This window comes from Streptomyces sp. STAM6, assembly GCF_054963715.1.
Genome location: NZ_JBUEFZ010000034.1, coordinates 16,021 through 29,196, shown reverse-complemented (window position 1 = coordinate 29,196; position 13,176 = coordinate 16,021). Strand labels below are relative to the sequence as shown.

General features: G+C 72.4%; 12 protein-coding genes. 6 read left to right on the top strand and 6 right to left on the bottom strand.

Annotated features, from left to right (window positions below):
* Positions 1 to 17 precede the first annotated feature (17 nt).
* Positions 18 to 1,706 (top strand): bifunctional 3'-5' exonuclease/DNA polymerase, encoded by a 1,689-nt coding sequence (locus tag ACY34K_RS28210; protein ID WP_462752044.1) that lies wholly within the window; start codon positions 18 to 20, stop codon positions 1,704 to 1,706.
* Positions 1,707 to 1,717: 11 nt separating this feature from the next.
* Here ACY34K_RS28210 and ACY34K_RS28205 read toward each other — a convergent pair whose 3' ends face one another.
* The 4 genes from ACY34K_RS28205 to ACY34K_RS28190 all read right to left on the bottom strand — a co-directional run bounded on the left by ACY34K_RS28205 (position 1,718) and on the right by ACY34K_RS28190 (position 4,647).
* On the bottom strand, positions 1,718 to 2,971 hold the full coding sequence (locus ACY34K_RS28205) for a hypothetical protein (RefSeq protein WP_462752043.1): 1,254 nt from the start codon (positions 2,969 to 2,971) through the stop codon (positions 1,718 to 1,720).
* A 59-nt stretch (positions 2,972 to 3,030) separates the two neighbouring features.
* A complete protein-coding gene (locus tag ACY34K_RS28200) occupies positions 3,031 to 3,543 on the bottom strand; it encodes a SigE family RNA polymerase sigma factor (protein WP_462752041.1) in 513 nt (170 codons plus the stop codon).
* A 157-nt stretch (positions 3,544 to 3,700) separates the two neighbouring features.
* Positions 3,701 to 4,087 (bottom strand): rodlin, encoded by a 387-nt coding sequence (locus ACY34K_RS28195; RefSeq protein ID WP_462752039.1) that lies wholly within the window; start codon positions 4,085 to 4,087, stop codon positions 3,701 to 3,703.
* Positions 4,088 to 4,248: 161 nt separating this feature from the next.
* On the bottom strand, positions 4,249 to 4,647 hold the full coding sequence (locus tag ACY34K_RS28190; RefSeq protein WP_462752037.1) for a rodlin: 399 nt from the start codon (positions 4,645 to 4,647) through the stop codon (positions 4,249 to 4,251).
* 160 nt (positions 4,648 to 4,807) lie between these two features.
* On the opposite strand from ACY34K_RS28190, the gene ACY34K_RS28185 reads away from it, so the two are divergent.
* The 4 genes from ACY34K_RS28185 (at position 4,808) to ACY34K_RS28170 (ending at position 8,892) form a co-directional block, all read left to right on the top strand.
* Positions 4,808 to 5,188, top strand: coding sequence for a DUF6479 family protein (locus tag ACY34K_RS28185; protein WP_462752035.1), 381 nt, complete (start codon positions 4,808 to 4,810; stop codon positions 5,186 to 5,188).
* A gap of 161 nt (positions 5,189 to 5,349) precedes the next feature.
* Positions 5,350 to 6,696 carry a cytochrome P450 gene (locus tag ACY34K_RS28180; protein WP_462752033.1) on the top strand — a complete coding sequence of 449 codons (1,347 nt, stop codon included), beginning with the start codon at positions 5,350 to 5,352 and terminating at the stop codon, positions 6,694 to 6,696.
* A gap of 37 nt (positions 6,697 to 6,733) precedes the next feature.
* Positions 6,734 to 8,209 carry an aminotransferase class I/II-fold pyridoxal phosphate-dependent enzyme gene (locus ACY34K_RS28175; RefSeq protein ID WP_462752031.1) on the top strand — a complete coding sequence of 492 codons (1,476 nt, stop codon included), beginning with the start codon at positions 6,734 to 6,736 and terminating at the stop codon, positions 8,207 to 8,209.
* 431 nt (positions 8,210 to 8,640) lie between these two features.
* Positions 8,641 to 8,892, top strand: coding sequence for a chaplin (locus ACY34K_RS28170; RefSeq protein ID WP_462752030.1), 252 nt, complete (start codon positions 8,641 to 8,643; stop codon positions 8,890 to 8,892).
* 65 nt (positions 8,893 to 8,957) lie between these two features.
* On the opposite strand, the gene ACY34K_RS28165 is transcribed toward ACY34K_RS28170, so the two are convergent.
* Both ACY34K_RS28165 and ACY34K_RS28160 read right to left on the bottom strand, forming a co-directional pair.
* The gene (locus ACY34K_RS28165; protein ID WP_462752028.1) at positions 8,958 to 10,418 is read right to left on the bottom strand and encodes an NAD(P)-binding domain-containing protein; all 1,461 of its coding nucleotides are present in this window, start codon (positions 10,416 to 10,418) and stop codon (positions 8,958 to 8,960) included.
* Between the two features lie 25 nt (positions 10,419 to 10,443).
* Positions 10,444 to 11,688 carry a carboxylate--amine ligase gene (locus tag ACY34K_RS28160; RefSeq protein ID WP_462752026.1) on the bottom strand — a complete coding sequence of 415 codons (1,245 nt, stop codon included), beginning with the start codon at positions 11,686 to 11,688 and terminating at the stop codon, positions 10,444 to 10,446.
* Positions 11,689 to 11,835: 147 nt separating this feature from the next.
* Between ACY34K_RS28160 and ACY34K_RS28155 the strand changes: the two genes are divergently transcribed.
* Entirely contained in the window at positions 11,836 to 13,173 is a 1,338-nt protein-coding gene (locus ACY34K_RS28155; protein ID WP_462752024.1) for a glycosyl hydrolase, read from the top strand.
* Positions 13,174 to 13,176 lie beyond the last annotated feature (3 nt).

Here is a 13,176-nt window from a genome sequence, read left to right as displayed (position 1 = left end):
GTGCCAGACTCGCATGAGTGAGCGAGCGATGGGTGGTGGACGGCACCGAGGGCGGCGGGGCACGGCTCGTCCCCCTCGGCGGTGACGGGCTGCCCGCCGGACCCGTCGTGACCGAGCCCGACCTCGTCCGGGCGGTCCGCTCCCGGCCCGGCGTGGGCCGCTGGGTGTGGCGCTCCACGGCCGACATCTATCCCCGGCTGCTGGCCGCGGGGGTGCGGGTCGAGCGGTGTTACGACATCGAGGACGCCGAGCAGCTGCTGCTCGGGCACGAGGGGCGGCTGGGCGAGCCGCGGTCGGCGGCGGCCGCCTGGGCGCGGCTGCACCACCGCCCCGTGCCGGCGGACCCGCCCCAGAGGGCGGCCGAGCCGGGCTCCCAGTCGTCGCTGTTCGAGCCGCAGGCCGGCCGGGACGTGCCCTTCGAGGGCCTGCTGGAGGTGTATGCCGAGCAGCAGCGAAGACACGCGGCGGCCGAACACCCCGGCCGGATGCGGCTGCTGACCGCCGCCGAGTCGGCGGGGATGCTGGTGGCCGCGGAGATGCACCGTTCCGGGCTGCCGTGGCGGGCCGACGTGCACCGCGCGCTCCTGCACGAGCTGCTGGGCGAGCGGTACGCGGGCGGTGGCGAGCCGCGTCGGCTGGCGGAGCTCGCGGACGAGGTGTCCGCGGCGTTCGGCCGCCGGGTGCGCCCCGACCTGCCCGCGGACGTGATCAAGGCGTTCACGCAGGCCGGCGTCAAGGTGCGGTCGACCCGCCGGTGGGAGCTGGCCGAGATCGACCACCCGGCCGTCGAACCGCTGATCCAGTACAAGAAGCTGTACCGGATCTGGACGGCGCACGGCTGGAGCTGGCTCCAGGACTGGGTGCGCGACGGCCGCTTCCGGCCCGAGTACCTTCCGGGCGGCACCGTCAGTGGCCGCTGGACGACCAACGGCGGGGGTGCGCTGCAGATTCCCAAGGTGATCCGGCGCGCCGTCGTCGCGGACGAGGGCTGGCGGCTGGTCGTCGCGGACGCCGACCAGATGGAGCCCCGGGTGCTGGCGGCGATCTCCCGCGACCCGGGTCTGATGGAGGTGGCGGGCCACCACGACGACCTGTACACCCGGCTGTCGGACCGGGCGTTCTCCGGTGACCGCGACCACGCGAAGCTGGCGCTGCTGGGCGCGATCTACGGGCAGACCAGCGGCGACGGTCTCAAGAACCTCGCGGCGCTGCGCCGCCGTTTCCCCCGGGCGGTGGCCTATGTGGACGACGCGGCGAAGGCCGGCGAGGAGGGCCGGCTGGTGCGCACCTGGCTGGGCCGTACCAGCCCGCGCGCGGCGGGCGCCGGGGAGGCCGACGAGGCGGGCATCCCCCAGGACGGGGCCGAGGAGCCGAGGGTGGACGGCGAGTTCACCCCGGGGTACGCGTCGGTCAACGCCCGGGCGCGGGGCCGGTTCACCCGGAACTTCGTGGTCCAGGGCAGCGCCGCCGACTGGGCGCTGCTGATGCTGGCCGCGCTGCGTCGGGAGACCGCGGGGATGCGGGCGGAGCTGGTGTTCTTCCAGCACGACGAGGTGATCGTGCACTGCCCGGCCGAGGAGGCGCCGGCGGTCGCCGAAGCGATCCGTACGGCCGGTGACACGGCCGGACGGATCGCGTTCGGGGAGACGCCGGTGCGGTTCCCGTTCACGACGGCGACGGTGCGGTGCTACGCGGACGCCAAGTGAGGGGGCTGCGGTCACTTGACGGTCAGCCAGGAATCATCGAGAGCGACGGCCTTGAGCTGCTCCATCGAGGCGGGCGGCGTGGTGCGATTGGCCGGGCGGTGCGGGTATTCGGCGTTGTACGACGTGATGGTGACGCGCAGTCCGGTCGGGCGCAGCGCGTCCACCCGCCACTCCGTGACACCCGGGCCCTCGGCAGGCCGCTGAGAGGTGGCGATCTTCGTCCCGTCGGGGAGTGTCTCGCTCCACCGCGGCTCGCCCTCGCCGGCCGCGCCCTTGGGAGTCAGTGTGGCCCGGAGGTGGCTCATGGTCTTGTTCTTGACGTCGTAGGCGGTGATGTAGCCCGTCGCGTTGTCGCCGCCCAAGCCGCGCGGGGACAGTCCCTTGGGCGCGAGCCGCTGCAAGCGCTCGGTCACCGCAAGGCTGCCCGCCTCCCGGCGGTTCTCGGTGAAGATGCCCGGGTCGGGGATGCCGTACTTGGCCATGGCGGTGCTGAGCGCCTGTGCCAGGTTGAAAGTCTGCATCTCGGTGAACGGCGGATGCGCCCGGGTGTTGCGGTCTTCCGCCGGGATTCCGTTGTAGGTGACCATCTCGGTGAGGAAGCCGTTTCGGCTCAGGGTGACCGTGCGCCATTTCTCCAGGCCCTTGCCGTCCTTCCCGGTGTGGCCCCGGAAGAGGGCGGGGCCCACCGTCACGCGCCGCTCGGGCTGGTCGGGGAACCAGTCCCGGCTCTTACAGCTGGTGACCGGGGGCGTGACCTTCTTGGGGCAGGTGGCCAGCGCCTGGTCGGCGGGGTTCTTGAAGTCGGCCCGTTTGACCGAGAACTCGACCAGGGCGGCACCGAAGCCGTCGTCGTGGACGAGTGAGGCCTTCGCGGTCGCCTTCGGATCACCGAAGTTGCTGGTGCCGCGCTGCTGGGTCATCTTCCCTTCGGGGAGCAGCCGCTCCAGGATCTGGATCATCTGGCCGGCGGAGACCCGGACGTACTGGTCCGGGTCTTTGTCCTGCGGCGTCGCGGGCCGGGTGATGGTCGGCGAAGGGCTTGCGGCGCTGGCGGTGTCCCCCGCTGTGGGGGCGCCGAGCAGCCGGCCCCCGTAAAGCGCGGAGCCGCCCAGGGCGAGCACCGCGGCACCGCCGGCCAGCGCTCGGCGGCGCAGCACCCGGCCACGGCCGCGCCGCAGGCCACCCTCCACGAGGGAGCGGTGGTCCATGGTGAAGGTCTCTCCGGTGCGCCGGACGGCCTCGGCGAGCTTGTCCTCGAAGGGCATGGTGAAACCACCGTTCGTGGGTCGTGGGACGTTCTGTGGAGTGGGGTGGAAAGGCGCCGTCAGGACAGGGCCACGAGCTCGGCAAGGCTGCCGCCGAGCCGCTCCCGCAGCCGCGCCAGGGCGCGGGTCGAGCGGGTGCGTACCGCGGCGGAGCTGACGTTCATGGCTTCGGCCGTCTCCTCGACGCTGCGGTCCTCCCAGTACCGGAGCACCACCACGGCCCGGTCCTTGGGCGCCAGCTGGGCCAGCGCGTCGAGCAGCGCGATCCGCAACGCCGGGTCGTCGCTCCTGCCGGAGGCCGCGTCGGGCAGTTCGGCCAGCGGGCGCTCACCCGCAGAGCGCAGTCGGCGCTGGCTGAGGAAGGTGCGCACCAGCACGGTCTGGGCGTACGCCGCGGGGTTGTCGATCCGGGCGATCCGGCCCCACATCGCGTACATGCGGCCCAGGGTCTCCTGGACGAGGTCCTCGGCGAGATGGGTGTCGCCGCTGGTCAGCAGGCATGCCGACCGGTACAGCTGCCCCGTGCGGCCGGCCGCGAATTCCCTGAACTCGTCCGCGCGGGCCCGTCTCATGCCCTCCCCCTTCGTCCCTGCGTATCGGCTTCCACTTCCTCGACGACGATGGCCCCGGGAAATGTTTCACGCGCGTACACAAAAGGGCACGGGCCCCGCATCCAGGGTTCGGATGCGGGGCCGCCCGGTGCCGCGTACGGCCCTTCGGGGGTTCGCGTCAGTCGACGGCGACCGCGCCGTTCTCGGAGAGGACGTCCTCCAGCAGGTGCGACAGGGCGCTGTCACCCTTGACCGCGGTGGAGTTCTCGGCGCACTGCTGGTTCTGCGTGTCGTTGACGAGGTCCTGAACACCGATGTTGAAGATCGCGATGTTCTGGACGTCGCCCTCGACGGGCAGGCCGATGCAGGGCTTGTTGAGCGTGCCCTGGACGAGGCCGATCTGCGGGCTCTGGTTGCCGCCGGTGACCGTGTTGCCGTAGGCCTGCTTGGAGAAATTGCCGTTCTGGGTGTCGATCCCGCGATCGCCCACGGCGGAGGCCATCGGGGCGGACGCGCCCAGCACGGCCGCAGCGACGCCGGCGGTAGCCAGAACCTTCTTGATCATGGTCCATCCTTCTCGTCGAGAGACCCGGTGCTCGGGTCGTCCTGCCGCGTCCACCGGTCGGGCGCGGCTTCAGTGGGGTGATCGCGGGCGTGCGGACAGCCCGCGGTAGGGCCGGGTGACGGCGGCCCGTACGAAGCTCGGGGTCGTACGGGCCGGTCGCCTCACTTGTGGGTCTCGATCGCGGCCGAGCCGTTCTCGGAGAGGACGTCCTCCAGCAGGTGCGACAGGGCACTGTCACCCTTGACGGCCGTGGAGTTCTCGGCGCACTGCTGGTTCTGCGTGTCGTTGAGGATGTCCTGAACACCGATGTTGGCCAGCGCCAGGATGTTCTGGACGTCGGCCTGGACCGGCAGGCCGACACAGGGCTTGTTGAGCGAGCCCTGGACGAGGCCGATCTGCGGGCTCATGTAGCCGCCGGTGGTGGTGTTGCCGTACACCTGCTTGGCGAAGTTGCCGTTCTGCGTGTCGACTCCGCGGTCACCCACGGCGGAGGCCATCGGGGCAGCGGCGCCCAGGACGACCGCAGCGACGCCGGCGGTGGCCAGAACCTTCTTGATCATGGTCCATCCTTCTCGTCGAGAGACCCGGTGCCCGGGCCGCTCTGCCCAACAGCGCCGCGCTGCTTAGGTTCCGCCAGGTCACCCGAAGAGGCCAATCGGGAAAAGACGGACTCAACGGTTGAATGAATATAGTTCCGCCCAGGACGGGTACACGCCCCGTATGGACTCTCTCTTCACGTACGCCACGGAATACGCCGCCAAGGACCATGTGGTCGGAATCGGGCCCCTCGTCGCGGGAATCCTGCTGGTCGGGTTCCTGATCGGCGCGTTCTGGCTGGGCAAGCGCATCAGGAACCGGGAGCCCGCGCCTCCCAAACCGGACGAGCAGCCGCACCGGCCCGAGGACGCGGGGCTGCCCGGTGAGACCGAGGGCCACCGGCGGCCCGCCGAGCTCACCGAGCGGGAGGATCGGGTGATGCCGTACGAGCTGAGGCACGAGAACACCGAGCCGGACACCTCCCCGCGCTCCGAGAAGGACCACAAGTGGGGCGGAGCCCCCAGTGGAGGGTTCGGCAGCGGCGGCCCGACGACGGGCGGCTGAGCCGCCCGGACGGGCCGCGCGACGGACCGCGCCACCGACCCGGGCCCGGACCTCCGGGCCCGGGTCCGGTCTGCGCACGCACCGCCACGGTCCGGCCACGGGCGGACACCGGCCGGCCGGCCCCGCCGTTTCCTTCCCCTCCGCCGGGGCACCCGGGGGCCATGACCAGTACGGACCGGGCCACCCACACCCCCGCCCAGGCGTCCGCGCGCGACGCCGCCCGACTGGCCGCGCAGGTCATCGCACCCACCCTCGCCGCGGGCGCCGTGATCCGCCGACGCGCCGGGATGGCCCTCGCGGAGCGGTACGCGATCGACCGGCGCGCCACCGCGCTGCTCACCGAGCTGCGCGGCCGCTACGGACCCGGGCCGCTCCGGCTCGATCTGGCCGGACGGCATTTCGCCGTCGTGCTCCGGGCGGACGACGCCGCGCACGTCCTGGACGGCACACCCGAGCCGTTCTCCCCGGCGACCCGCGAGAAGCGGGCGGCGCTGGAGCAGTTCCAGCCGCACGGCGTGCTGATCTCCCGGGGCACGGACCGTGACGAGCGGCGCGCCTTCAACGAGGCGGTGCTGGAGTACGGCAACCAATTGCACAGCCTGGCCCCCCGCTTCGTCCGCACGGTCCGTGAGGAGACCGGCAAACTGCTCGGCCACACCACCGCCGGGGACGGCGAGATCGGCTGGGGCGCCTTCTCGACCGCCTGGGACCGCACCGCCCGCAGGCTCACGCTCGGCGACACGGCCCGCGACGACACCGGGCTCACCTCCCTGCTCGCCCGGCTGCGCGCCGCGGCCAACTGGTCGTCGGCCGCCCCCCGCCGCCCCGCGCTGCGCGACCGCTTCGACACCCGGCTGCGCGCCCACCTCGACCGGGCCGAGACCGGCAGTCTCGCCGCCGCCCTCGCCTCCACTCCGGCCAAACCGGGCACGGACCCGGCCGGGCAGGTGCCGCACTGGCTGTTCGCCTTCGACGCGGCGGGTATCGCGGCCTTCCGGGCCCTGGCGGTGCTCTCCACGCACGAGCCGCAGGAGAACCAGGTACGCAACGAGCTCGCCGTCAACGACCTCACCGAGCCGCGGCTCCTGCCGTACACCCGGGCGTGTGTCCTGGAGTCCCTCCGGCTGTGGCCCACGACGCCGTTCCTGCTGCGGGAGTCGGTGCGGGAGACCGTCTGGGGAGAGGACACGCTGCCGGCCGGCACCGAATTCCTCATCTACGCCCCGCTGTTCCACCGGGACGAGTCCCTGCCGTACTCCGACCGCTTCACGCCCGAGATCTGGCTCGACGGCACCGCGCAGGACACCGAGGCGCTGATGCCGTTCAGCGCCGGCCCCGGCGAGTGCCCCGGCGAGGACCTGGTGCTCCTGGTCACCTCGACCATGCTGGCCGCGCTGCTGGAACGGCACACCTATCTGCCGGAGCGGCCGGCCCGGCTGCGGCCCGACCGCCCACTGCCGCGCACCCTGGACCACTTCGCCCTGCGCTTCGCGGCACTGCCCCACTGACACCGACGATCCCGACGGAAACGGAGGCGGCTTCTCGATGTCGCTGAACTGTCCCGACCATCAGCGGGCGCCCGTCCTCGACGCGCTCGACCGCTACCACGAGACAGGTGAACTGCCCTTCACGCCGCCCGGCCACAAGCAGGCCAGAGGCGCCGACCCCGAGGTGCGCAGGGTGCTGGGCGACTCGGTCTTCCGGGCCGACGTGCTGGCCTCCGGCGGCCTCGACGACCGGCGCTCCCGGGGCGGGGTGCTGGCCGACGCCCAGAGCCTGATGGCCGACGCCGTGCGGGCCGAGCACACCTTCTTCACCACCTGCGGCAGCTCGTTGTCGGTCAAGGCCGCGATGCTCTCGGTGGCGGGCCCGCACGAGGAACTGCTGGTGGGGCGGGACGCCCACAAGTCGGTGGTGGCGGGGCTGATCCTGTCCGGCATCCGGCCGGTGTGGGTGGAACCCCAGTGGGACCCGGAGCGGCGACTGGCACACCCGCCGTCCGCCGCCGCCTTCGAGGAGGCCTTCGAGCGCCACCCGGACGCCCGTGGCGCGCTGGTCACCAGCCCCACGCCGTACGGCACGTGCGCCGATCTGGCGGAGATCGCCCAGGAGTGCCACAGCCGGGACGTGCCGCTGATCGTGGACGAGGCCTGGGGCGCGCACCTGCCGTTCCACCCCGATCTGCCGTCGTGGGCGATGGACGCGGGTGCCGACGTCTGCGTGACCAGCATCCACAAGATGGGCAGCGGGCTGGAGCAGGGCTCGGTCTTCCACCTCCAGGGCGAGCTGATCGACCCTGCGGTGCTGGCGTCCCGCGCCGATCTGCTCGGCACCACGTCCCCGTCGGTCCTCATCTACGCCGGACTCGACGGCTGGCGGCGGCAGATGGTGCTGCGCGGCAAGGAACTGCTGGACGACGCTCTGCGGCTGGCCGCGTCGGTGCGGGAGGACATCGAGCGCATCGACGGTCTGCACGTGTACGACCGGGCCGACCTCACCGGGCCCGGACTGGCCCACGACTTCGATCCGCTGCCGATGGTGATCGACGTCTCGGGCCTGGGCACCACGGGGTACCGCGCGGCCGACTGGCTGCGGGAGCACCGCAGCATCGACGTCCACATCACCGACCACCGGAGGATCGCCGCGCAGCTGACCCACGCGGACTCCCGGGCCACGACCGCCCCGCTGCTGGACGCGCTGCGCGAACTGGCCGAGCACGCGGGAGACTTGGACGAGGCGCGGCGGGTCGAGGTGCCGACACCGCGCGAACTGCGCATGGAGCAGACCTGTCTGCCGCGCGACGCGTTCTTCGGCCGGACCGAGGACGTCCCGGTGAGCGAGGCCGCGGGGCGGATCGCGGCCGAGATGATCACGCCGTATCCGCCGGGCATTCCGGCGGTCCTGCCCGGCGAACGGCTGACGGAACCGGTGCTGCGGTATCTGACGACCGGGGTGGAGGCGGGGATGAATCTGCCGGACGCGGCGGACACGTCCGTGCGGACCGTACGCGTACGCGCCTGACGGCGCGTCAGTTGTGACATGATGCGAGAGCCTCGCCAGAGCCGTGAACGGAAAGGGTTGGCATGGCTCCTCGCGCCGGAAAATGGGAGCGTGTGCCCCTCATTCCCCAGACCAGGCAGGCGCCGGAACCGAAACCATCGCCTGTCTATTCGTCGCTGGTGCGCGAATGGAGAGCGCTGGGGCGCGCTGTTCCGGGAACGCCGGACCGAGAATGGGACGCACTGGTCAGCAGACCCGTCTGGCCCAGTCGTTGAGCCACTCGCACCAATAGCACCTCCGCATTTGGGTGAAACAATGCGGAAAGCATCCGCAATGGTGTCTTTCCGCTTTCGCATTCGTTGTGATTTTCGCAGCGGAAGCCGGGCCTCTTCGTGGGCTCGTTTGCCACGAAATCCGTGGCTTCACTTCCTCTGCGGAAAGGAACCCGAAACATGAAGTTCAAGAAGGCCGCGGTCGCGGTTGCCGGTCTGGCCCTGGCTCTCGGCTCGGCCGCGCCCGCCATGGCGGACGCCGAGGCCGAGGCTGCCGCGGTCCACAGCCCGGGTGTCATCTCGGGCAATGTCGTACAGGTGCCGATCCACATTCCGATCAACGTGTGCGGCAACACCGTCAACATCATCGCTCTGCTGAACCCCGCCTTCGGCAACGTCTGCATCAACGGCGGGGATGACAAGAAGAAGTAACCCGAAAGCACGGCTCCCCCGCCGTGGAGGCCGGTCCCGGAGCGCTCCGGGACCGGCCTTTCGCCTCACTGGGCGGATGCTTCCGCGGCGCGCGCCTTGTCGTCACGCGCCTTGTCGTCACGGGCTTTGTCGTCACGCGCCTTGTCGTCACGGGCTTTGTCGTCACGGGCTTTGCCGTCACGGGCTTTTCCGTCACGCGCTTTGTCGCCACGCGCCTCGGCCGCCCGTGCCTCGGCAACCCCCGCCCTGGTACCCCGCGCCTCGGTACCCCGGGCTGCGGCGTCCGGTGCGCCCGTGTCGTCCGAGGCCCGCTGCTGCGCCACGGTCACGGCCGGCGCCCGCAGCCGCCGCTCGACGCCCCGGACGAGCCGCTGGGCCGTGTAGGCGGCGCCGTACACGAAACGCATCGCCGGGCCGTAGGCCGGCGCCGTCAGCAGCCCCGCCAGGAACAGGCCCGGGTGGGAGGACTCGAAGAGCGGGCTCACCTCCGGGGCCCCGCTCGTGCCGACGGTCGCCAGCTCCTCCCGCAGCTCCTCGCAGAGCACATCGGTCCGCTCCAGCCGCGGCGCGAAGCCGGTCGCGGCGATCACATGGTCCGTGTCGAGGGTGATGTCGGGGCCCGCCGGGCCCGAGACGGTCAGCCGCAGCCGGTCCCCGGCGGGCTCGGCCGCCGTGACGCTCCGGCCGTGCCACACCTCGGGCACCGCGTCGAAGCGGTGCCGCAGCCACCAGGCGCCGGCCGGGCCGAGTGCCGTCGCGTAGTGATGCTCCCGGGTGGCCGGCGCCAGCCGCCGGAACAGCCCGGGAGCCTCGGCGTACAGCCAGTTCCACCACCCGCAGCCCAGGCCGGTGTGCGGAGCGCGGGCGGCCTCCCAGCGGCTGCGGCGCAGCGACGGCGGGACCGTGTTCCAGCGCAGCCGCTCGGCGCGGGCGACGATCCTCGCGTGCGCGCCGGCCTCGGTCAGCAGCACGGCGGTCTCGATGGCCGCCTGGCCCGCCCCGATGACCGTCACGTCCCGGCCCTCGAAGCGGCTCAGGTCCGCGTGGTGGCTGCTGTGCGTGACCTGGTGCGGCATCAGGTGCCGCAGCGCCGCGGGCACGGCGACGAACGGCATGCCGCCCACCGCCAGCGCCACCGTACGGGCGGCCATCCGCTCGCCGTCGGCCGTGCGCACCTCGAAACCGCCCGGGCGGGGCCGCACCTCCTCGACGGTGCGCGGGTCGACCGGGGGTGCCGCCTGCCGGGCGAACCATGCGCCGTAGGAGGCGAAGAAGGAGACCGGCAGCGGCCTGCCGTGGTCCGCCCGCACGCCCTGCTTGGCCGCATAGGCGGCGAGGCTGTAGGCGCCCGCCGGGTCGGACAGGTTCGAGGCCCACGGCTCGGACTTCAGGAACATGCCGGGCGGCATCGCGTTCCAGGAGCCCATCACCTCGCCGAAGACGCGGATCTCCAGACCGCGGGCGGCCGCGTGGGCGGCCACCGACAGGCCGTACGGGCCTGCGCCCACCGTCACCAGGTCGTACATCGTGCCCCTCGCTTTCGTGGTCGGGTCAGTCGGGGAACCGCAGTGACCGCCAGGCCCTGCGGAGGAGGTGCGCCACCCAGGCCCGGGCCATGAGCAGGGCCGGGAGCGGGTCGTCCGCCGCGTACCAGGCCGTCTCGGTGCACCGTGCCGCCGTCCGTGGGCGGCGCGGGCGGCGGTACGGGCGGCGGCGCGGGGAGGCGAGGACGGACAGCGTGGCGTAGTTCTCCACCACGAACCGCCGGCCGTACACCGGGGTTTCGGACGGGACCGCCCGCCCGGTGAGGTCGAGGTGCAGGGCGCGGACCACATCGAGGCCCGTCCCGTCCGCGAAGAGCCGGAACTGCGCGCCGGGCCGCGGATTGAAGTCGAGCAGGTGGTACGCCCCCGTCGCCGGGTCGAGACGGAAGTCGAGGTCGACGACGCCCCGGTAGCCGAGGGCGGCCACCAGGTCGCGGGCGGTCCGGTCGACCTCCCGGTTGGCCGCCCAGGTGCCGACGGCCGTCAGTCCGGCGGCGTCCGGCCAGGACCGCTCCTTGTGACCGGTGGCCGCGGCCCGGCAGTGGCCCGCGCCGTCGACATACGCGTGGAAGAACCAGTCCAGGCCCCGGCCCGGCGGCAGCAGACGCTGCAGCAGCAGCGCGCAGCCGGCCTCCGCACCGCGCCCGTACAGGTCGTGCACCTCCCGCAGGGTCCGCGCCACGGTCGTGCTGCGCAGGCCGCTGCCCGACGGAAGCAGCCAGGGGCGGCTCCACTTGGCGACCACCGGCAGGCCGAGCTGTCCCGCCATGGCGACGGCCTCGTCCGCGTCGGCGGGCGCCAGGGTCCGCGGATGGGGGATGCCGAGGTCCTGGCAGGTGCGGGCGAGACCGGCCTTGTCGGCGACCCGGCCCACCAGTCCCGGCAACTGCGCGGGCAGCAGCAGACCCGGGCCGGCGGACCCGCCCCTACGGGCGCGCGGCACGCGGCTCAGTTCGGGGCCCAGCTCAGCCAGGGCGACCGCGCTGATGTCGTCCATCGGCACGAGGACCGCCGGGCCGGCCAGTTCGCCGGAGACCCGCTCCAGCGCACGGCGGACTCCCTCCTGGCAGGGGTGCCACCGACGTACGTACCGGGACCGGGTGACCGGTCCCGCCACGCCCGTCCCGGTCACCACATGGACGGGGACACCCGCACGTCCCAGGGAGCGAGCGGCGCCCAGAGTGCCGTGGTGAAAGGGATTCCGGTCCAGCCGCAGGAGGACGGCGGCGACACGGGTGTCAAAGAACGGCACGGCATGTCCTTCATTTCGATGCCCCGGACGGGCGATGAAATCCCCTAACGGCCTACCAAAAGGGCGGGCCACCATCCCGGTCGGCCCATTGCGAATACTTTTGAGCCAGGTGAGTGGCGATACCCGGCGCCTCGTGAAGGAGCGGAAATGGTCCACCGGAAATGGCACAGAGCGAGCACCTGGCTGGGCACGCTGACAGCCGGGCTCCTGATCTCGGGGGTGGCCCTGGCGCCCCCGGGCCACACCGCGCAATCCACCGAGGAACCGATACCGGCGCCCACCGGCACGCGGACCACCGCGGTGGGCGCCTATCTGCACTACGGCTCCCGGGGCATATCCCGGATGACGGAGCTGCAGAACTGGCTCGGCGGCACCGAGCTGCGGGTCGGGCACACCTACCTGCCCGGTGACCTGTGGAGCAACATCGAGGGCAGGCCGGCGTTCCTGGAACACTGGGCCGAGTGGCGGCGCGCCCGCCAGGACCGGCTCTTCGTCCTCAACGTGCCCATGCTGGAACGCAACGAGAGCCGTCTTCCGGACCGCGTCGTGCGGCAGATGCTCCGGCTCGGCTCGTTCGGGCAGTTCGACCACCACTTCCGGACGCTGGCCGAACGGCTCGTGCGACTGCGGGTGCCGGACACCGTCATCGTCCTCGGCTGGGAGATGAACGGCACCACGTACACGCACCGGTGCGGCCCCGCCCCGGAGGCGTGGAAGGCCTACTGGCGGCGCATCGTGACCACCATGCGCACGGTGCCGGGCCAGCAGTTCCGGTTCGACTTCGCCCCGAACCGCGGGCGGGACGCCATTCCGTGGACCGAGTGCTATCCCGGTGACGACGTCGTCGACATCGTGGGGATGGATTCATACGACCAGCCCCCGGGGAGAACCTTCGACGAGCAGGCGAACGAGCCGTACGGACTGCGGCACCAGGTGCAATTCGCGGCCGCGCACAAGAAAGCCGTCTCCTATCCCGAGTGGGGCCTGTTCCGGAACGGCGACAATCCCGAGTACATGCGGCGCATGCTGCAATGGCTCGACGAACAGAAGCCGCTGTACCACACGATCTCGGACTACTGCCCGCACGGCGTCTGGCAGTGCGCGCGGAACCCGAAGTCCTCGGCGGTCTTCCGCGCCGTGATGTCCGGCCGCGGCACCGCCCCGAGCCCGACACCGACCCCGGTGCCCCGGCCGGAGGTCACACCCGTACCCGAGCCGAGCACCACGCCCGCGCCCAGTACGACGCCCGAGCCCGGTACCGCACCACAGCCGAGCACCACGCCCGACCCCGGAACACCGCCCGTCGTCGTACCCGACCCCGAGCCGGCCACCACCGAGCCCGGACCCGGCACGACGCCGGACACGCCCGAACCCGGCACGGCCCCCGGGCCCGTGTGCCGGCCGGTGGACCTGGGCGCATGGATCGAGAAGTGGCTCGGCGGCAGGGTGTGCATCCGCCTCGACTGGTGGCAGCGCAGGCCCTGACCG